We start from the raw sequence: 20,807 nt of genomic DNA, 5'->3' as shown, positions 1-20,807 counted from the left end.
ATCTTTTACATTTCCAAGGGATGCTGATGGATAATTACCCCTTTATCTATCCAGTCGAGAAAAGGTTCTTGTTCAATAGGGATTCCCTCAAGTCATTCCAGCGTCGCAGGTTATGAAAGAGATTAACTGGCATCGGGAGGGGAAAATGATGACTCTTGCGGTGATTAGTTAAGCAGCCACAAGATTGTTTAACTGCAATTCACACTGTTGAAATACGTAATTGACAGCAGAAAATAATTTATCTAGCTCTTGAATAGAATAAAACGTGATATTTCTAGTAAATACTTCATCCTTTAGCTTGCCAAATTGCCAGCGATCGCCATTAGAAACAACACCAAAGATAGTAATTGTCAATTCATCATTTAATCTCTGTGCAGCAATCATTTCTGCGAGACATTGTGTCCACCCAGCTTCAAAATTATCTTGCTTCGCTTCTACTAAAATGAAGTATGGCTTGTCAAATACAACTTTGCCTAAAGGAGAACGTTTAGCCAAAATATATTGGGGAAATCCTGATAATTTTTCGTCATAATTTAATGACTGATGACTCCATAAAGTAAACTTGCTACTGTATTTCTTCCAAACTTCCTTCAAAACTGGGTAAATCAAGTTTTCACAAATGGCAAACTCTGAGTTATCCACTACTCCTTCCCGCATTACCGTTTCTAAGTCTTCTCGGAAGTAATCAGGAATATTGAACTCAGCTTCACCGATGAAATTCGATTCAGTATAAGTAGTTTGAAATACTTTGAGAACTTCACTGATAGTTTTGTAACTACTAAAAGCCATATTGTCATCCTGAAGAAAATTTATATAGTTGCTATGTTTCCAGTTTAGCGATATTTTAATATAGGATTACTAAGCTGAAAATACTTTAATTTGCATCCTCAAAAAAATAAATCTCTTGTGGGGTGGGCATCTTGCCCGCCATAGCTGTGCAAATTAAATGCACGACAGCTTATTTGATTTTTGAAAAAATACGTAGTAACGCACCAAACCCCCGATAATGGTGCGTTACGAACTTCGTTCTAACACACCCTACAATACCTAATTTTATTTAGAAATCAAATATGAGTCCTATAGTGCGATTGTAGTTCTACTGGTTTCAATTTTAATAATTAATACTCAAGAGTTTTTGTTTTAAATATTTTTTTAGCTTCTTTTTGTATTCCTGTCAATCAAAGTTGCAATTGCCTTGACTAACTCATCTGGTTCGACGGGTTTAGACAGATGCTTTTGAAATCCTGATGCGAGTGCTTGTTGCTGGTTGATTTCTCCAGCATAAGCAGTTAAAGCGATCGCAGGAATCTGTTTAGCTTGCTTTGGCTGCAATGCTCTAACTTGGCGCATCAGCATATAGCCATCTGTCTCTGGCATTCCAATATCACTTAGCAAAATATCTAGTTCTGACTCTGCAAATACTTTCAATGCTTCTTTTGCTGATGCCACAGCAATTACCCTTGCACCAGCCTCTTCTAGGACAAATCTGTGGAACTCACGGGTATCATCGTCATCGTCTACAACTAAGATTTGAATGCCTGTAAGGATTTTATCTGGAGAAGAGGGATTTAAAGGATTGATGTTTATCTGTTGTTTTGGGGTTAATTCTTTTTTAATTAGCGGTAGCCTAACTGTAAAAATAGCTCCTTGTCCTTCCCCTAAACTTTCTGCCCAAATCGTGCCCCCATGTAATTCTACCAAATGCCGGACAATTGCTAAACCTAACCCCAGACCACCAAACCTCCGGGTTGTTGTGCCATCAGCTTGACGAAAATATTCAAATACATGAGGGAGAAATTCAGGGCTGATTCCCCTACCTGTGTCGCTGACGGTAATCTGAGCTTGAGAATCAATGCGTTCCAGTTGAATATTAATTTTTCCTTCTTCAGGAGTGAATTTGACGGCATTCGATAACAGATTCCAGATTACTTGTTGTAAACGATCGGAATCACCCAAAACTTGCCCCAAAGAAGCATCCAGCATTGTCTGAATTTGAATATTTTTAGCCTCTGCTGCCAAACGCACTGTCTCCAATCCCGCCTCAATCACCAGTACTAAGTTGACGGGAAACATCTTCAGGTTGAGCTTGCCTTGTAAGATCCGAGAGACATCAAGCAAATCTTCAATTAGTTGAGCTTGTAATTTAGCATTGCGCTCGATGGTTGCGATCGCTTTCTTGATCTCTGCTGGCTGAAATTCACGGGTTTGTAAGAGTCTTGCCCAACCAAGAATCGGATTGAGAGGCGATCGCAATTCATGGGAAAGCACCGCCAAAAACTCATCTTTAATTCGGTTGGCTGTTTCGGCTTCAGTTCTAGCAGCTTGCTCAAGTTCGAGGAGGCGATCGCGTTCGGCTTCTGCTGCTTTGCGTTCTGTAATGTCAATTACTGAGCCAATATAACCTTTAAACTCACCGTCTACCCCAAACCAAGGATTTGCAGCATCGATTGTCCAGCGATACACATCATCTTTACGTCGTAAGCGGTACTCTATACGGAACGCAGAGCAGTGGCTGTTAGCTTCTAAAAAAATATTCCTAACGTCATTGTAATCTTCTGGATGTACGACGTTCAACCAACCAAATCCCAGACCCGTTTCCTCGCTTTGATCGGTAAAGTCGTACCAGCTTTTGCTCAGATAGGTGCAGTAGCCATCGCTATCTGTTACCCAAACCATAAAGGGGGCATTATCAGCCATGTTGCGGAACTGTTCTTCGCTTTCACGCAGGGCTTTTTCTGCCTGTTTGCGATCGCTAATCTCTGTAACAAAAATGCTTACTCCTTCACCAAAGGGGTAAACGCGATTCTCAAACCAGCGTTGCCAAGCAGGATAAAAGTATTCAAATTGAACAACGGTTTGCTGTGCGATCGCCAGATGAACCTGGGTATAAAACTCGCTTTTGGCCATATCAGGAAACACTTCCCAAATGTTCCTACCTAGCAAATCTTCCTTTTGGATGCCCACAACTTCTGCGACGCGATCGTTAACAAAGGTATAACGCCATTCTTGATCCAACACAAAAAACTGGTCTTGAATGCCAGCTAGGACAGTCTCTAAGTGGGCTTTGGCGACCTCAGCTTCAATTCGTAACCCTTGCTCTCGTTGCATTCCCTCTTCGCGCAGACTAGCCATTTTTAGGGCTGCCTCCACCCGCGCCAACAATTCCCGAGCAGAAAACGGTTTAATTAAGTAATCATCGGCTCCTGCTTCTAACCCTTCCACCCGTGCCTCTTCCCCCGCCCGCGCCGACAGCAGAATGATCGGAACTTTTTTTGTTTGCGGATTAGTCCGTAATTCTTGCAGTAGTCCAAAACCATCTAATCCAGGCATCATTACGTCCGTCAGTACCAAATCTGGGACACGCCCACGAGCAGAATCTAAAGCAGCTAAACCGTCCGCCACTGCTTCCACCTCATACTGCTGACTTAATAGCCGTTTGACATAATCGCGCATATCTGCGTTATCATCAGCCAAAAGAATCCGGGGGGAGGAAGGTGACAGGGGGACAAGGGGATAAGGAGACAAGGAGAATTCCTTTGGAACACTCCCCTTGTCTCCCCCTCCCCTTGTCTCCTCCTCCTCTTCTGGCAGCCAACGCAAGGCTTCTTCTAAATAGGGTATTGCACCTAATGCAGTTGATGCTAAGGTTCGAGGGGCACTAATCCGATCTGGAGGCAAATGAGCATATCCTGTTGGAATTGATACAGTAAAGCAACTACCTGCTCCTAGAACACTGGTTACTTTGACTGTTCCACCATGCATTTGCACCAATTCTTGCACCAGTGACAATCCAATTCCTGACCCTTCAAAAGTGCGTCCTTGTGCCCCTTTGACGCGGTGAAATCGTTCAAATAGGTGGGGGATTTCTTCTGCTGGGATACCGATTCCTGTATCTTGGACTGCGAACTCAACATAATCATTTGTCCACTGCAAGCTGACTGTGATTTTTCCAGCCATTGTGAACTTGAATGCATTCGAGAGCAAGTTAAGAACAATCTTTTCCCACATTTCCCGATCTACATACACAGGTGCTGGTAGGGAAGGACAATTGACTGATAATTGCATTCCTGCACGTTCTACTGCTGAACGAAATACACTAGCTAGTTCTGCGGTGAAACTGCCCAAATCCGTAGGTTCATAAGAGGCTTGAACTCGTCCGGCTTCGATGCGCGAGAAATCTAGCAGGCTGTTGACTAGTTTGAGCAGGCGGAGTCCATTCCGTTGCACCATTTCTAACTGCTCTCGTTCTTTCGGTGGCAGTATGTTGGCACAATTGACTAAGGTTTCCTCTAATGGCCCCAACATCAGAGTTAGGGGGGTACGAAACTCGTGACTGACGTTGCTAAAAAAGACAGTTTTAGCACGATCGATTTCTGCCAAAGCTTCGGCGCGTTTGCGTTCTTCCTCGTAAGCTTGGGCGTTGGCGATGCTGGCTGCAATTTGAGCCGCAACTAAATCGATGAATCTTTTATAATTATCGTCGAATAGCCTGAATGGATTCAATCCAGCAATTAATATACCAGATTTTCCCGTCTTACCAGATGGTGCAATTGGCACTGCGATCGCTTGATTGGGCGATCGCTGCCAAACACCGCAAGGTAAGCTACTAAAAGAAACTTCCAAATCAGAAATCAGTATTGCCTGATGCGTTCTGATGACTTCTGCAAAAGGCCAAACTGAATCAGAATCAAGATCGACCGTTTCAGGAACTGCTACATGATTTTTTTCAATCCGGCATGTTCCAGCTAGAAAAACTTGCTGCCGATCTGGATCGACCAAATAAATCATTGCAAAAGGCAAATCGTAAGGGTTGCTCTCCAGACAATTCGCACTCAGACTACAGGCTTGATCGAATGTCCGCGCGTCTGCCGTCCTAGCAGCTAGTTCGCGCAAAAGTGCCAATTGACGCTCACCAATGATGCGCTGAGTGTCCTCTGTGTTGGCGCAGATTATCCCACCTGTGTCGCCCTGGTCATTAGGAACGGGGCTATATGAAAAAGTATAATAGGTTTCTTCAGGGTAGCCGTTGCGCTCCATAATTAGCAGCAGCGCTTCATCGTAAGTACCCTCGTTCTTCAACATCGCTGATTCGGCACGAGGCCCAACCTGATCCCATATTTCCCGCCACACATCATAAGCTGGCCGCCCCAGAGCTTCTGGATGTTTGCCGCCAATAATAGCTTTGTAAGGATCATTATAAAGGTTTATCAGTTCTTCGCCCCACCAGACAAACATCGGTTGGCGGCAAGTCAGCATAATCCGTACAGCAGTCTTTAAACTCTGTGGCCACTGCTGTGTTGGGCCAAGGGAGGTTTTTGACCAGTCCACCTCTCGCATCCTAGCACCCATTTCACCTCCGCCGAGAAGTAAATTTACGTCGGCGTTCCTTGCTGACGTTGACTCGTTCTTCATTAATTCCTCTCGATTGGTCATGCGTCGGTTACAGGCTACATCTGTGGTCGTCTTTTATCAAAATATCCTCTAAATTAGACGTTTATGCTCCTAAACAGTCATTTTGGAAGATATTCAAGTTTTTATACAGCTTAATGTCAACTTTGCCGTGACTTTTCAAACCATTGAGATTGTATTTTAGGGGCAAGTTGCTATTTTGGCTATCTTTTATTGTCAACTTTATATACCGATATTCCAAGCTACCAAGGTCAATTTTCATTCAGAACTCACAATGCTACTCCTCTTCTTCGAAGTCTGTTTTCTTAAGAATTTAACCTCGTTCGTTTAACTCCTTGAGTAGGTTACTAATTCGCTGTATTGTTAAAGCATAAGGTCTTATACCAATTTAATGTGAAGCTGCACTAAATGAGTAACTCTCTATTCTTGGCGCTCTTGGCGTACTTGGCGGTTCGTTTAATAATATTCTGTGCATCTTCATACAGAATTGGTATTAGTTATCAATTTTACCAAAGGTTAATTATTAGCTAGCGCTCTTCTATGACTCTCACGAGATAAAAATCAGAAACTTTTGTTGTCACTATTTTCTATAAATCTATGGGTAGGTTGGGTTGAGGAACGAAACCCAACGCCAATAATCCCTGCTTCTGTTGGGTTTCACGTTGTTCAACCCAACCTACAAATATTTTATTTTTTCAAAGTAGTAAAAGAGCGCTAGGGTAAAATGTTCTTTTGCATCTACTTGCTCCTGAGATAGAGATTATGAACTCAAATCAGAACATCACAATTTTATCATAAATTAAATTTATCATTTTAAGAAAAAAGACTATTTGATTTTATTCTATAAGTCGCTTTATCCTGAAGTCAGTAGAGATTTGAACTTTACAAGACTCGCGGAAATAATAGGTGAATCCCTGATTTTGAGGTAGGGAATGATTATGAAATTTTTCCAAATCACTCTAGTGGTTTTAGTACTTTTAATCAACTTAGTAATTGCTTTCCCTTCTTGGGCAGAAAAAGCACCTTCTTTAACTAACAATCCTGACTACTTTCAAGTAGGGCAAAAAGTTATTTGGCTTTATAAGTCTCGTGCGGATTCTACTGATGTTCAAAGAATTCCTGCCGAAGTAGTTCAGCTAAGTTCTAAGCAAGTGCAAATAAAGGTATACAAACATAACCACGAATTTGTCAATCGTTGGGTAAATCCAAATAAACTTGAGAATTTGCAAAAAGTCAAATAGTCAGTACTCTAAAACTAGCCCTTTCAAGGTGGATGGAGATTTTAGTCCATAAATTCTTTTTTAACCTCTTCTCTCTGTGTTCTCTGCGCCTCTGCGGTTAAATAAATTACTTTTAAACCGCAGAGACACAGAGAACGCTGAGAAAAAGAATCTTATTTTACGAGTTACCTTGAAAGGGCTAGTACTCTAAAACTTAAGTATATGAAAGTAAATCTCCGACATTACTACGTAAATAAAGTTATCATCTCAATAAATAATAGAAGTAGAAGCAATACATGAGTTGACCCTACTAAAACTTCCCTTACAGTGCAATAATTTTCAAATATTTTATTTTTTGTAAATCAAAAAAACTGAACCAATCGGCCCAAGATTTTCTACATAAGTTTTCTGGTTATAATACAATCCTGGAGACATACCTCCATCAAATAAAATTCCTTCTTGAATCTTACCTAAACAGTTATTGCTAGCAATACCTTGTAGGACATTATCAAATATATCTGGCAGTAACTCTTGATTAAGCTGAGATAATTCTATCTCTGAATTAGCTTTCAAGTCATTAACTAATAGTATTACATAGCCGCGATCGGTGATAGCTGCCAGTGAGCGATTAGTCGCATTTTTACAAGCAAATTCTCCCAAATCTTGACAAATATCTTTAAACTTTCCCTGACGATAGAATCTGCCATTACCGCCCACTAAATTGTAATTGAGAATATCGCTGTTTCTTCTCCCGGCTTGGATAGTAGCCTGTCGCTGATTGGGCGCACCTCCTGATATCCCAAAAGAAGAACGCTTATTTTTAAATATTCCTGAATACTCTACCCCACGAGAAATATTTAAACCTTGTGGTTTATTATCAGTACCTATATAGTCGGCGTTAATTGCGGCAATTGGTAGCTGTCCGTTTAATTTGGCATTCTCATCACCAATAATTTCACGAAACTGTTTTGGTACATATTCTTTACGCAGTTTTCCCTTGGCATCTTTGGCGTAGAGTTTATGAGATAAACCAACATTAACTTTGAAATCTAATTCTGCTGATTTGGGATTAAAAATAATCACATTGTTAATCCCTCTGGGATTTTTTTTACCTTGATTATTGGTTTTAAAAAAATCAATACTGAATTTAGCATCTTTGCCAGGGCAAGTTTTAGATGCTTTAGGGGCTGAATTTGCTTCAATCTCTTGACAACCTGATAACAAGCTTGCACTAATTATCAGGATAAATAACAAAAATAATTTTTTGGTTGTCATAATAATGTAAAAAAAACCGCTACAGAATTACTATAGCGGGGAATAATTTAAAATTTCAGTCTGGAATTAATCAGATAACCAAAACTTAAGAGAACCATTCTACAACAGCTTCTTCTTTGGTGTTGGTATTACGAGATGGTGTCTCACGATTAAATTTCATCTGAATTGACCGGGTTTGCTCACCATCAGCAGCTACAGCCAGAATCGGATAGTCAATTAAACCATCTTGGAAGGACATCTGGAAGCGGAATGTACCATCTGGATTTAGCTGAATTGGACGGCCACCAATGGTTACGGTAGCGTCGGGTTCGGTTGCACCGTAAACTATCAACTCAGCATCGGCAATTAACCAGAATTGGCGCGGACGTCCTGGGATGGCGGAAGCTGAGAAGCCAACACCTGACATTCCTGCACCAGAAGCGGTTAAGCCAGAGGCAGTGGGAACTGCCCACATACCCACACCAGAGGGGAAAATGTAAGAGCTAAGGGCTTGTTCAGGACTTGCTACTTGATGCTGGGAACCGAAGATAGAACCAGCAACCCGTAGTCCTTCGGCAGATTCGGCTAAACCAAAGATTTGGTCGTAGATAGGATTGCCGTTACCATTGACAACAGCATTACCATTGGCGGTAGCAGTAGCAGTAGCTGTAGCTGCAATCTTCTTGGCGGGGGGAACTAGTTCGTACTGAGTCTTACCACGCAAATCTTCTTCAAAGTTGACAGTGATGAAGACATCTTCAATCCAGTCAGAAGGATAAACGGGGGGAATATGTACTTTCGCAGAACGAGCTAGTACTAACCAGCGGCCATCAGCAGCACGATAGCCGATATCTATCACATAATCGCGATCGCTAACTGGAACCGGTAAATACCATTCTCTAGCTAGTTCATCAGCAGGATATTCTTGAATGCTGTGGGGGCTTTGGTATTCGATATTTATGTCGCTGACATCATAAATCCGTAGTGCTAGTTGTTGTCCCCCTTGGCGGCGCAGTTCCTGTTTATGTTCATTGGGAATATCCCAGTAAGTGTAAGCCCACTGAGGATCGCGCGGTAAAAGTACAATCCGGCTTTCACCATAGCCAGAAGGTAAATCTGCGAGTCCTTCATCAACATCAGCTAGAGATCCACCTGTACGATCTTCCTGACCTAATTCAAACTTAGCAGCTTCCACGGTTTCTTGTGCCTCCAATGAACGAGATGGACTGAGTAAATTTTTACTGCGCTGGACTTCTTGAATTGATGCCAGCAATTGTGATTTACGCATTCGGCTATAGCGAGAGATGCTATATTCGCTAGCAACTCTTCGTAGTTGGCGTAAGGTCATCTCCTCTAGTGGCGGGCGTTCTTTTGCCATTAATTTGGCCTCCAGTAGTGTAAGCGGTAAATGATTTCCCCTGGTTAAAGAATGCTATATAAAATCTCATCCACATCCAGATGAATTTCTTATTCCTGACTCCTGGTTTTGCCCAGTTTTAAGTTTTTTAATCTGTTTTTAAATTGAGGTCACTTCCAACCAATTCCTAGTTCTGCCAAAATTAGCATTTCTTTGGGATCGGAGAAGTTCGGTTTCTTAAGTCAATATTAACCACTAAGCATATCTAGGGATCAAGGGGTAAGAAGTAGGTTTTTTGCCAGTTTCACGAATTCATAAGCCTTTTTGGGATCGCAATGTAATGAAACCATGACATTACTAGCTTGCTTGATGTCTACCAAGACCCAAAATATCAAATTTTCATGACATTAAATATAGAACGTAACGTAAACGGTGCTAGCAGCCTTCATCCCCTGCCTGTTCGCGCTTGCGTCTCCCCTTGGGAGAAGTACGAGATACGGTGCTTACGCACCTATCTCTCAGGGGTTTTCGGCATTTACCTTATAAATCATTTTTTCAATCGCATAAAGACTGCACCAATCGATAATCCTACAACCTGCCCCCAGAAGACAACAGCCGATTGATTTACGCCAATAGGCGGAATATTTAAACTGCCTATACCATAAAATAACTGTTGCAAAAACCACCAAAATATATAGAAAAAAGCTGGAAGTTCGATAGGAATATACACAATTATGAGCGGCAAAATGGTGTCAATTTTAGCTTTAGGAAACTTCATAATGTATGCCCCTAAAATAGCTGCGATCGCGCCATTGCCCCCAATTAATGGTACTGTCAAACTCGGTTCAGCCAGAATTTGCACAACCTCGGTCAAAATACCAGCCGCCAGATAAAATCCGAGATAGCGTCTATGCCCCAAAATATTTTCTACACTCTTACCAAAAACCCACAGAAATAGCATATTTCCCAATATTTGGCTAAAACTGCCGTGGAGAAATATGCCAAAAATTAGTGAACATGACCGCCAAATGACAATTATCCAAGCAGCAGAGTTGAAAAAAAGAGCATTTGTAATTGCCCCACTAATCTGGGCTGGAATCACACCCCAATTATTGACAAAATAGCCCAATGTATTACTAAGTTCTAGTTGAAGTTCCCATACAAATATGGCGATATTAATACCAATTAGCCAATAATTAATAATCGGCTTATTCCAACAACGAATATTATCACTAATAGGAATCATATAAATTTTTCATTCGTCATTGGTCATTAGTCATTTCTCCCCCATCTCCCTCATCTCCCTCACTTCCCCTTAACGTGTGGCAAGATTGAAATCAGATCGCATCGCACTTAAGTAGGCAAACGAGATGCTGGGAAACACACTTGTTGGAAGATACCAAATTATTAGTAACTTGGGAGGAGGGGGTTTTGGTGAAACATTTGTTGCTTATGATACTCAATTACCTGGCTCACCTCAATGTGTCGTCAAGAAACTCAAACCCCAGGCAAATGATCCGGTAACGTTGGAGACAGCTAGGCGTTTATTTGATACAGAAGCACAAGTTCTGTATAAATTAGGAATTCACGATCGCATTCCGCAACTTTTAGCTTACTTTGAGGAGAACGCCGAATTTTATCTCGTACAAGAATTAATCGAAGGTCACGATCTAAGTCAAGAATTAATACCAGGTAAAACCCTCAGTCAAGAACAAGTAATTTCGCTTTTACAAGAAATTTTGACAATTCTAGAATTTGTCCATCAGCAGAATGTAATTCACCGTGATGTTAATCCGCGAAATATCCTCAGACGACACCCAGATGGCAAGTTAATCTTAATTGATTTTGGTGCGGTTAAACAAATTACTACCCAAGTGATTACTCCCGAAGGTTCAGCTAAAGGTACTGTTGCTATAGGTACACCTGGATATATCCCTGGAGAACAAGCTCATGGTACGCCAAAATTAAGCAGTGATATCTATGCTACGGGAATAATTGCTATTCAAGCTCTCACTGGATTACTACCAGAAGAAATAGTAAAAGATGCTGAAACTAATGAAATTATCTGGCGCGATAAAGCCACAGTAACACCAGAATTTGCTGAATTTTTAGATAAAATGGTGTGCTATGACTTTCGACAGCGCTATTCTTCGGCAACGGTAACATTACAAGCACTTAAAGAGTTAACACTACCACCGATTGAGACAATAGCGTTAACTCCTATTTCTCCACCAAAAAATATAACGAAACCTCAACCGAAAAAAGGTATTTTAGGTAAAGTTTTACTAACAATATTTTTAGTTGGGGTCAGTGGAGTAGCATCAATATTTATTTTAAATCACATTAATTCAAATAACGCTATAGAATTATCCAACCAAGGAAATACACTTTTTGATTTGCAACGTTATCAAGATGCATTAGAAGTATATGAAAAAGCCGTTAATATTAGACCAGATTATGCAAAAGGCTGGAATGGTCAAGGCAAAACACTATATAAATTAAAAAAATCTAAAGAAGCATTAGCTGCATTTGATAGAGCAATTCAAATTAAGCCAGATTATTTTGAAGCTTGGAGTGGGCGGGGTTTTGTATTGGCAAGTTTACAGCGATATCAAGAGGCGATCGCATCTTTTGAAAAAGCCCTACAATTCAATAATCAAAGTTCAGAAGTCTGGAATGCTAAGGGTGAAGCTTTTAGTAACTTAAACCAATATGACCAAGCAATTAAAGCTTATGAAAAAGCGATTGAATTCAAACCAGATAATTATGAAGCTTGGTACAAAAAAGGATTAGCCTTACAGAATTCTAAACGATACGAAGAAGCGATCGCAGCCTACCAAAAAGTCGTTGAGTTAAAACCAGACTACGAGCAATCTTGGTATAATTTAGGCAACATGCTAGTCAATTCACAACGCTACCAAGATGCATTCAACGCTTATGATAAAGCTGTACAATACAAATCAAGTTATTATCAAGCCTGGTTTTCTAGAGGTAATACCCTACTCAATTTACGGCGTTATCCAGAAGCAATTGAGTCTTTTAATCAAGTAATTAAATACAACCCTAGTAACTATCAAGCATGGTATAATTTGGGCTGGTCGTTGCATCAAAGTCAGCGCTATGAAGAAGCAATAAAATCTTATAATAAAGCTGCAACCCTTAAGTCAAAAGACTATGAACTCTGGTACAATCTGGGGAATTCACAATACATTTTGCAAAAATACGAAGATGCGATCGCATCTTATAATAAGGCAGTTCGTTATAAACCAGACCATGCCGAAAGCTGGTATAGCAGAGGGAATGCTCTACTAAATTTGAAACGGTTTCAAGATGCGATCGCGTCTTACGATCGAGCAATAAAATACAAGCCTAATTACCAACAAGCTATAGACGGCCGCAATCAAGCCCAGAGTCAATTACAAGCTGAGAAACCAAAGCCGATAATCGTGCCAGTTATCCCAGTTCCTAATCCTACTAATCCACCACAGACAACGCCCTAGTGTAATTCGTAATGACGCTCGAACGCAAACAGCGTATCGCAGATAAGACTCGCTAACGTAATTCGTAATTACGAATTGTTAACAAAACTTAATTAGAAGCAATAATTTTAATTTTAGTTGGGTTTCAAAAATATTTTGAAATAACAACTTGTAATTCGTGGCATTCCTATAAATTTATTATTTATTTTACTAAAAGCTGTGAGTATAAGTAATTTATTGGGCAATCTAAAGATAACCTAGAATCTCTTCTTACCGAACTATGCGATTAAGGGGCTAACCGTTGATACAACAAAAATTCAACCCATCAGTATCTAAGAGAGAAAATCATCTCTCGCAAAATTTAGTTATTCGATTTATTCTTGGTGGCACTACTCTTATAGTTAGTATTTCTGCTTATTTCAGCTATCAAGCTGCTAGAAATATCACACTGAAAGATTTAAGACATAGCGCTTTTTTAGAGGTACAGAGAGGGAGCGCTGAAATTGAGGATTGGTTAGACCTTCGCCAAGTGGAGGTACAAACCCTGGCGAATACTTCAACTGTACGCTCTTTAAACTGGTCTGTAGCAGAACCTTATTTAAAGGCAGAAGTTAAACGAATCAATGAATTTTTCCTTTTCCAAATAGCTAACCCAGATGGTTCATATTCCAATACAAAAGTTGGTCGATCAAATAAAAATATTCAGGATCGAGACTACTTTCAACAAGCAATTGCGGGAAAAAGCAACATTTCTGACCCCTTCGTTAGCCGTTCTACAGGAATTACTTTAATTGCGATCTCCACCCCGATTAGGTCAAATTCTACTAGCGATAGTTCACCGATTGGTGCCTTCCAGGGTAATGTGAGAGTCGATCACATTGCAGAGGTTGTAAATTCCCTGCAATACGGCACGAACAGCTACGCCTTTGCCCTCAATTCTCAAGGACAAGCGATCGTCCATCCTAATTCGGTGTTAATGTCAACCGTAGAAAAACCTGCACCCAGCCTGCTGAAAATGAGCGATCGCAATTTAAATGCGATCGCGCAGAGGATGGTAAACAAACAACAGGGAATTGAGTTAATGGAAATTGACGGCACTAAAAAGTATGTAGCTTATCTGCCGTTGCAAGCTGCTAATTGGTCTGTAGCTTTGGTGATTCCCCGCCAAAATATCGAATCTCGATTGCAATTCCTCGATGCGATCGCCTTAATCGTCGGTGGATTGACTGTCACCATGATTACCGTCTTGTGGCAAGTACAAGCATTTGAACAACGCGAACTCAAAAAATCTAAAGCTGCGGCTGATACAGCCAACCATGCTAAAAGCGAATTTTTAGCTAACATGAGTCACGAACTACGAACACCTTTAAATGGCATTCTCGGTTGTGCCCAAATTTTGCTGCGTTCCTCAGCTTTACCTAATCAAGAGCAATATCACGTCAATATTATTGAACAATGCGGCTCTCATCTGCTGACTTTAATTAATGACATTTTGGATCTCTCCAAAATTGAAGCCAAAAAGCTAGAATTGCATCCTTATGATGTGCATTTCCCCTCCTTTCTTCAAGGAATTGTCGAAATATGCCATATTCGGGCAAAACAAAAGGGCATTTCGTTTATCTATAAACCCCCGATTAATTTGCCTACAGGGGTTCATGTTGATGTGAAAAGATTACGTCAGGTGCTATTAAATCTGCTGGGAAATGCCATCAAATTTACAGATGCAGGTCAGGTTAATTTCAATATTGAAGTCATCGATCAACCTCCCAATGATGGGCAGATAATGAAACATCGTCTTCGATTTACTGTAGAAGACACGGGAATTGGTATAACTCTCGCAGAATTGAGCCAAATTTTCTTACCATTTGAACAAGTAGGTGAGAAAAAGCGCCAAGCTGAAGGTACAGGGCTGGGTTTAGCTATTACTCGGCAGTTAGTACAGATGATGGGTAGCGATATCCAGGTTAAGAGTCACATCGGTCAGGGGAGTAGCTTTTGGTTTGAATTAGAGATGCCCGAAGCGACTGACTGGGTACAATCTGCGATCGCTGCATCAAATAAACAAATCATTGGCTTTGAGGGTAGCCCCTACACCATCCTGATAGTTGACGATCGCTGGGAGAATCGCACAGTGATTACAAACTTGCTGCAACCACTCGGTTTTAATGTAGTGGAAGCCATCAACGGTAAAGAAGGTTTAGAAAAAGCGATCGCCCTCAAACCAGACTTAATCATCACAGATTTGCTGATGCCAGAAATGGATGGGTTTGAATTAATTAAACACCTGCGTCACACTCCAGAAATTCAGGATATCAAGATTATCGTCTCTTCCGCTAGTGTCTTTGAAGCCGACCAAAATCGCAGTCTGGAAGCTGGAGGTAATGCCTTTTTAACTAAACCTATACAGGTAGATAAATTATTGCATCAACTAGAACAATACTTAAATTTAGTATGGATTTACAAACAATCTCAGCCTGAAGGAGAAAAAATCAAAGAAGCAACTACAGCAACAACTCAATTAACCCCTCCTTCCCCAGAAGTGTTGCAAGAACTAGTCACCTTAGCCACTAAAGGTAACTTTAATGCCATTCTCAAGTGGGCCGATCAACTGGAGGAAACAGACACAATCTTTGCCTCATTTGCTAACGAACTACGGCAATTAGCAAGGCAATTTGATGAAGATTTAATCCTAAGTTTCTTAACTAAATATACAGTATAAATAGTATGAAAACAATTATTGAAAACCCAAATAATTCTATCAATTATTCTCCTTCTAGAGGAATTGTTTTAGTCGTTGACGATAACCCTGCCAATTTACAAGTTTTATCCAGCTTTCTGGATCAATCGAACTTTGAAGTTTGGGCAGCACGCAGTGGAGAAAAAGCCCTTCAGCGATTAGAAAATGATGACTTACCTGATTTAATCTTGCTGGATGTGATGATGCCTGGCATAGATGGTTTTGAAACCTGTAAACAGCTAAAAAGCAATCCTCGTGTCCAAGATATTCCAGTCATTTTTATGACAGCCCTCTCTGAAACTGCTGATAAAGTCAAAGGTTTGCAATTGGGAGCCGTAGACTACATTACCAAACCTTTTCAGCATGAAGAAGTCTTAGTGCGGATTGAAAATCACCTCAAACTGAGAAATTTGACGAAAACCTTGATTGCTAAAAATGCCGAATTACAACAGACTCAAACTCAACTGATCCAAGCAGAAAAAGTAGCAACTTTAGGTCAATTGACAGCCGGAATTGCTCATGAAGTTAATAATCCCATTAATTTTATAGCTGGCAATTTAAGTTTTGTTGAAAAGTATGTACAAGAGGTAGTTAGTTTACTGAACCTCTATCAAAAATATCTACCAGAACCACCAGATGAAATTAAAAGCGCAATTCAAAAAAGCGATCTCGAATTTTTGTTAGATGATTTATCTAAAATTATTCAATCCATGCAAGTTGGTACAGATCGCGTTACAGAAATTGTGTCATATTTAAACAACTTCTCGCGCCACAGAGAAGCTGGTAAAAAACTAGCTAACTTGCATGAAGGCTTAGAAAGTACATTACTCATTCTCGGACATCGGTTTAAGCGAAATTCTCATCACCCAGCCATCAAATTAGTTAAAGAATATGGAGATTTGCCACTTGTTGAGTGTTTTCCCAGCGAAATAAATCAGGTTTTTATGAATTTAATCTGTAATGCAATCGATGCAATTGAAGAAAAAAAGAAAAATCAAGATATCGATGCAATTTACCAGAATCCTGGGGTGATTAAAATTAAAACGGAGGCAATAGAAGAGCGAGTTATTTTAAGAATTTCTGACAATGGATTAGGTATAAATCAAGCAGATAAAATACAAATATTTGATGCTTTTTACACAACAAAACCTGTTGGTAAAGGAACAGGCCTTGGTCTATCTATTGCTTACCAAATTGTGGTTAATAATCATCACGGCAAGCTCATATACGATTCCAAGCCAGGTGAAGGCATAGAGTTTATCATTGAACTCCCCATTCGATAAATGAGAATTTGTAAACTAAATGTTCTGCGGGTAAACCGCAAAATTCAGAGCGTAAGTGTACATTTACAATGAGTGCGCTTTGGGGAGCTTTAGAGCAACTGACCCACAAGCGCTTGAGGGGGGCACATACCGAATCAGTCCTTCGGGGTGGCACTCACGATGTATTTGAGTATACTCCGTTGAATGTCGGCTTCCATGCTTTCTTTAGGCGAACGTATTGGGATAGAGTTATCTAGAGGCAGTGTTGACCGCATCTATGTTGAAGCTAACAAGTTGAAGCTAACAAGATTATCAGCAGTGGCGCGGTCTTTGAGAAACGTGCGGGTGTACGGGTCATCTTTGAAATTGCTGGCTAATGCTTCGATGGCTGCACCTCGCACATCCTCATCATTATCAGCAGTGGCGCGGTCTTTGAGCCAGCGTAAGACATCACGGTTATCTTTCCAAATTGCGGCGATTGTTGCAACTGCTTGAGTGCGAATTTCCTTAACTAACTTAGTTTCTTCATATTTAGCGGATCTGTAATAGTACCAGAGGTCATATTTAGTTAAGTCTTTTAGCTTATTAAATAATTTATTACCCACTGGCGCAATTACCGAGCGATTTCTCACTTCTGCAAAACACTTAGCCGCTAAAAACAAGTTGAGAAATTTTTCCTCTTCGCCATCTTGCACCATTAAGTAATCCAGAATTTCACTAACAAATTTTGGCTCAATCATTCCCGCAATTAGCCGCAATAGCTCATGCCAAGTTTCATCTTGCCAGTGTTTGCCAAAAACTTCAGTTTTGAGATCCTCAATTGAAATACTACGTTCCTTCTCAAACTGCCGGACAATCTCCGAAGCACAGAAATATTCTAAAAATTTCCGATGCAGAAAGGCATTGCTTGCTATCCAGCCAATCAACCATGCCAGCATAATATTCACGCCTGCTAAGTGGTTAACTAGGAGTATATACACCTGTCAGAGAATCTTTCCAGATTTCTAGTAGGGATGCACAGCTAGCTGTGCATCCTGAAGATTTGTTAAAAGTAACTAATAACTGTGCATTAGTATTAGGAGTAGTTTTATGGTTTTACAAGTTAACCCCATCCAAAAAGAACCTACTGTTACTTGGGAAGCACTTCCTGCCGATTTCATTTTACCCGACGATCCAGTGGAAAATATTCAACAACCTGCGATCGCTGCTGCGCTTACCGATGCTTTGGGAAGCACAGGACGCATCCAACCTCAAATGCTGATTGGCTCTAATTTTGGGCTTGTAGCCACAGTCAACAAAAAAATCGTTGTCAAAGCCCCAGACTGGTTTTATGTCCCTCAAGTGCAGTCTGTAGGAACAAATGTAGTTCGTCGCAGCTATACCCCAAATTTAGAAGGTGCTGCTGTGGCTGTGGTGATGGAATTTCTCTCAGACACAGAAGGCGGAGAACTATCAGTCCGCTCAACTCCACCCTACGGTAAACTCCATTATTACGAAAAGATTCTCCAAGTTCCAACCTACGTAACCTACGATCCTTACGAACCAAGCATAGAATTACGCTGCTTACAAAATGGACAATATATCTTGCAGCAAGCAGACGCTAATGGACGTTACTGGATTCCTGAATTAGAGTTATTTCTCGGAATTTGGCAAGGTGAAAGATTATGTCAAACCATGAATTGGCTGCGCTGGTGGGATACAGAAGGAAATATGCTGTTGTGGAGCAGCGAACAAGCCCAACAGGAACGCCAACGTGCTGAACAGGAACACCAACGCGCTGAACAGGAACGCCAACGTGCTGATATATTAGCAGCTAGGTTACGTGAGCTAGGTATTGACCCTGATGCGTAGGCTTAGCCCGCACTTACGAGACGCTCTTGCTAGCTTGCTTCCACGTTCGCAGAGCGTCTCGTAGAGAAGTGGTCATAAGCTGTCGTGCATTTAATTTGCACAGCTAGGGCGGGCAAGATGCCCACCCCACAAGAGATTCATTTTTTTGAGGATGCAAATTAAAGTATTTTCAGCTTAGTAGACATCGCATAACCTCAAGAAATGCTGGGAATAATAATTTTGGGAAATCAGCACCAAAATTTTATGAAACAGCAAAAAAATCAGTTTAGCCATCTGACTGCGATCGAAAGAAGTTATCTATCGTTTCCTGCACAGTTTTTATTGAATCAAAACCTTCTCCAAGGCAAAATACTAGACTTTGGCTGTGGCTTTGGTAATGATGTTAAAATATTGCGTCAAAAAGGTTGTGATATTACAGGCTATGACCCTTATTATTTTCCAGAATATCCTGATACTAAATTTGATACAATAATTTGCTTTTATGTTTTAAATGTTTTATTTACTGAAGAACAAGCTAATGTTCTTATGGAAGTATCACACTTATTAAAACCGGGAGGTAAAGCTTATTACGCTGTAAGAAGGGATCTTAAAAAAGAAGGATTTAGAGAACATTATGTCCATAAAAAGCCTACCTATCAGTGTATTGTAAAACTTCCCTTTACTTCAATTTGCTTAGATGAAAATCGGGAAGTATATGAGTATCTTCACTATAATCATCAGCGAAATTCATCTAATTATTGTATATTCTGTAATCCTCATAAAACTCTCAAACTAGTAACTGAATCAGCAACGGCTTATGCTATTTTTGACGGCTATCCGATAAGCAAAGGACACGTTTTAGTTATTCCCAAACGTCATGTTAGCAATTATTTTGAACTACCATTGAAAGAACAATCTGCTTGCTGGTTTATGGTGAACAAAGTACAAGAAATTATCAAAGCAGAATATGAACCTGATGGCTTTAATATAGGAATGAATATCAATCGAGCCGCAGGTCAAAATATTATGCACGCCAGTATTCATATCATCCCTCGTTACAAAGGTGATACTGTTGGTACTAAAAGTGGAATTAGAAACGTTATTCCTAAAAAGCAATAGTTTTTTCTAAGAATTCAGGATTCGGAAATCTGTTGTAACTTGACCGCTTTAAAGTGATTATGAAAGATATTTTAATCCGGCGCTAAAACGTCTGATTGGGGTAAAAACCAGCATATTGGACAACCTGCCGCTTAAGTTTTGGCAAAATGGCCAGAAATCGTCAGGCTGTACCATACTCATGAAAAATCTGATTTTTCAAGGTAACTGAAAATATTGCAAAATATTTCAGTTAGCCCAGATTACTCTGGATCTATTCCTAGCGCTCTTAATTGTTCTGTCAATTGTTGCACTCTTTCTTCTGCTTGTTGAGCGCGTTGTGTTTCTTGTTGAGCACGTTGTGCTTCTTGTTGAGCGCGTTGTGTTTCTTGTTGAGCGCGTTGTGCTTCTTGTTTTACTTGTTCTGCGGGCGTGAGATACCGTTGTCCTTGCTCATCATACCAATACATCCATTCCCGTGTTACACCGCAATAATTTCCCCTTTCGCAACCAATTCCTAAGCCAATTTCTGGTAGCCAAACGGGGTTTCCCTCTTGCAATTCATATTTACCATTGACTAACTTATGTACTTCTAGATGGGGTTTACGACGGCGACGAGAGGAATAAATCACGTAGTAAAGTACACCCAAAGCTGCATAATCATCCAATTTAGTGGTGTATTCTTTACGATAATTTGGGGAAACTACTTCTAGCACGAAAATCGGTACAACATTTTCATCCCACAACACATAACTGGGACGCAACTCTTCATCATAAAAGCGCTCTACCCCTAAGCTCAAAAACCCATCTGGCACAATGGGCGGTTTATCGGGGTGATAATAAATACCCATATCTATGGCAAATAGCCAGTCCATACGTTCTGACCAAAGTATCAACAGGATCGCCTTCAGCAAGCCTGGTATCAATTCTTGTAGTTCATTATCCACAGGCGTTTCGTCAGAGTCTGGTAGCTCCTCGGCTGAGGGTAAGTACCTTGGCAAGTTGTAGTCTAACATGGCTGGTTTCCCCAAAACTCAAAGGATATTTGGCTCACCAGAATTATAGCGATTTCTCCGCAACTATATCAGTAGAGGACTAATGTATATTAAGTACTCTACTGATATAGTTGGCAGCTTTTAACTACTAAGCGATCTTAAATCCGCC

At 40.4% G+C, this 20,807-nt stretch carries 14 protein-coding genes and 2 pseudogenes; 8 read left to right on the top strand and 8 right to left on the bottom strand.

Features of this window, described 5'->3' with window-relative positions:
- Window positions 1–168: 168 nt before the first annotated feature.
- From V7K98_RS14295 to V7K98_RS14285, 3 genes are all read right to left on the bottom strand, one after another.
- Complete coding sequence (locus V7K98_RS14295) at window positions 169–789, bottom strand: hypothetical protein (RefSeq protein ID WP_335022812.1); 621 nt, start codon at window positions 787–789, stop codon at window positions 169–171.
- A gap of 363 nt (window positions 790–1,152) precedes the next feature.
- On the bottom strand, window positions 1,153–5,412 hold the full coding sequence (locus tag V7K98_RS14290; protein ID WP_335022810.1) for an ATP-binding protein: 4,260 nt from the start codon (window positions 5,410–5,412) through the stop codon (window positions 1,153–1,155).
- 82 nt (window positions 5,413–5,494) lie between these two features.
- Complete coding sequence (locus V7K98_RS14285) at window positions 5,495–5,671, bottom strand: hypothetical protein (protein WP_335022808.1); 177 nt, start codon at window positions 5,669–5,671, stop codon at window positions 5,495–5,497.
- A 676-nt stretch (window positions 5,672–6,347) separates the two neighbouring features.
- Here V7K98_RS14285 and V7K98_RS14280 point away from each other — a divergent pair.
- Window positions 6,348–6,650 carry a hypothetical protein gene (locus V7K98_RS14280; RefSeq protein WP_335022806.1) on the top strand — a complete coding sequence of 101 codons (303 nt, stop codon included), beginning with the start codon at window positions 6,348–6,350 and terminating at the stop codon, window positions 6,648–6,650.
- Between the two features lie 327 nt (window positions 6,651–6,977).
- Here V7K98_RS14280 and V7K98_RS14275 read toward each other — a convergent pair whose 3' ends face one another.
- The 3 genes from V7K98_RS14275 to V7K98_RS14265 all read right to left on the bottom strand — a co-directional run bounded on the left by V7K98_RS14275 (window position 6,978) and on the right by V7K98_RS14265 (window position 10,486).
- Window positions 6,978–7,904 (bottom strand): phosphodiester glycosidase family protein, encoded by a 927-nt coding sequence (locus tag V7K98_RS14275; RefSeq protein WP_335022804.1) that lies wholly within the window; start codon window positions 7,902–7,904, stop codon window positions 6,978–6,980.
- An 85-nt stretch (window positions 7,905–7,989) separates the two neighbouring features.
- Window positions 7,990–9,261, bottom strand: a complete 1,272-nt coding sequence (locus V7K98_RS14270) for a DUF4912 domain-containing protein (RefSeq protein ID WP_335022802.1) — start codon at window positions 9,259–9,261, stop codon at window positions 7,990–7,992.
- 526 nt (window positions 9,262–9,787) lie between these two features.
- Window positions 9,788–10,486: a rhomboid family intramembrane serine protease gene (locus V7K98_RS14265; RefSeq protein WP_335022800.1), complete on the bottom strand. Its 699-nt coding sequence runs from the start codon at window positions 10,484–10,486 to the stop codon at window positions 9,788–9,790.
- Window positions 10,487–10,610: 124 nt separating this feature from the next.
- Between V7K98_RS14265 and V7K98_RS14260 the strand changes: the two genes are divergently transcribed.
- The 5 genes and pseudogenes from V7K98_RS14260 to V7K98_RS14240 all read left to right on the top strand — a co-directional run.
- On the top strand, window positions 10,611–12,740 hold the full coding sequence (locus tag V7K98_RS14260; protein WP_335022798.1) for a tetratricopeptide repeat protein: 2,130 nt from the start codon (window positions 10,611–10,613) through the stop codon (window positions 12,738–12,740).
- Window positions 12,741–13,020: 280 nt separating this feature from the next.
- Window positions 13,021–15,438, top strand: a complete 2,418-nt coding sequence (locus tag V7K98_RS14255; RefSeq protein ID WP_335022795.1) for a hybrid sensor histidine kinase/response regulator — start codon at window positions 13,021–13,023, stop codon at window positions 15,436–15,438.
- Between the two features lie 5 nt (window positions 15,439–15,443).
- The gene (locus V7K98_RS14250) at window positions 15,444–16,739 is read left to right on the top strand and encodes a hybrid sensor histidine kinase/response regulator (RefSeq protein WP_335022793.1); all 1,296 of its coding nucleotides are present in this window, start codon (window positions 15,444–15,446) and stop codon (window positions 16,737–16,739) included.
- A 14-nt stretch (window positions 16,740–16,753) separates the two neighbouring features.
- Window positions 16,754–16,921 (top strand): annotated as a pseudogene (locus tag V7K98_RS14245) (hydrocarbon-binding protein); the annotation flags it as partial.
- A 1-nt stretch (window position 16,922) separates the two neighbouring features.
- Window positions 16,923–17,012, top strand: a pseudogene (locus V7K98_RS14240) (roadblock/LC7 domain-containing protein); the annotation flags it as partial.
- On the opposite strand, the gene V7K98_RS14235 reads toward V7K98_RS14240, so the two are convergent.
- Window positions 16,994–17,698, bottom strand: coding sequence for a HEAT repeat domain-containing protein (locus tag V7K98_RS14235; RefSeq protein ID WP_335022852.1), 705 nt, complete (start codon window positions 17,696–17,698; stop codon window positions 16,994–16,996). The pseudogene V7K98_RS14240 and the gene V7K98_RS14235 overlap by 19 nt on opposite strands.
- Before the next feature lie 109 nt (window positions 17,699–17,807).
- On the opposite strand from V7K98_RS14235, the gene V7K98_RS14230 reads away from it, so the two are divergent.
- Window positions 17,808–18,569, top strand: coding sequence for a Uma2 family endonuclease (locus V7K98_RS14230; RefSeq protein WP_335022791.1), 762 nt, complete (start codon window positions 17,808–17,810; stop codon window positions 18,567–18,569).
- 243 nt (window positions 18,570–18,812) lie between these two features.
- Window positions 18,813–19,667, top strand: a complete 855-nt coding sequence (locus V7K98_RS14225) for an HIT family protein (RefSeq protein WP_335022789.1) — start codon at window positions 18,813–18,815, stop codon at window positions 19,665–19,667.
- A gap of 239 nt (window positions 19,668–19,906) precedes the next feature.
- Here V7K98_RS14225 and V7K98_RS14220 read toward each other — a convergent pair whose 3' ends face one another.
- A complete protein-coding gene (locus V7K98_RS14220; RefSeq protein WP_335022787.1) occupies window positions 19,907–20,659 on the bottom strand; it encodes a Uma2 family endonuclease in 753 nt (250 codons plus the stop codon).
- Window positions 20,660–20,807 lie beyond the last annotated feature (148 nt).

The organism is Nostoc sp., assembly GCF_036917435.1.
Classification (GTDB): domain Bacteria; phylum Cyanobacteriota; class Cyanobacteriia; order Cyanobacteriales; family Nostocaceae; genus Nostoc.
This window is presented reverse-complemented; position numbering and strand designations above follow the sequence as displayed.

Coding starts and splice junctions, on each gene's coding strand:
- V7K98_RS14295 (WP_335022812.1), bottom strand. CDS start 789: ATGGCTTTTAGTAGTTACAAAACTATCAGTGAAGTTCTCAAAGTATTT.
- V7K98_RS14290 (WP_335022810.1), bottom strand. CDS start 5,412: ATGAAGAACGAGTCAACGTCAGCAAGGAACGCCGACGTAAATTTACTT.
- V7K98_RS14285 (WP_335022808.1), bottom strand. CDS start 5,671: ATGAAAATTGACCTTGGTAGCTTGGAATATCGGTATATAAAGTTGACA.
- V7K98_RS14280 (WP_335022806.1), top strand. CDS start 6,348: ATGAAATTTTTCCAAATCACTCTAGTGGTTTTAGTACTTTTAATCAAC.
- V7K98_RS14275 (WP_335022804.1), bottom strand. CDS start 7,904: ATGACAACCAAAAAATTATTTTTGTTATTTATCCTGATAATTAGTGCA.
- V7K98_RS14270 (WP_335022802.1), bottom strand. CDS start 9,261: ATGGCAAAAGAACGCCCGCCACTAGAGGAGATGACCTTACGCCAACTA.
- V7K98_RS14265 (WP_335022800.1), bottom strand. CDS start 10,486: ATGATTCCTATTAGTGATAATATTCGTTGTTGGAATAAGCCGATTATT.
- V7K98_RS14260 (WP_335022798.1), top strand. CDS start 10,611: ATGCTGGGAAACACACTTGTTGGAAGATACCAAATTATTAGTAACTTG.
- V7K98_RS14250 (WP_335022793.1), top strand. CDS start 15,444: ATGAAAACAATTATTGAAAACCCAAATAATTCTATCAATTATTCTCCT.
- V7K98_RS14230 (WP_335022791.1), top strand. CDS start 17,808: ATGGTTTTACAAGTTAACCCCATCCAAAAAGAACCTACTGTTACTTGG.
- V7K98_RS14225 (WP_335022789.1), top strand. CDS start 18,813: ATGAAACAGCAAAAAAATCAGTTTAGCCATCTGACTGCGATCGAAAGA.
- V7K98_RS14220 (WP_335022787.1), bottom strand. CDS start 20,659: ATGTTAGACTACAACTTGCCAAGGTACTTACCCTCAGCCGAGGAGCTA.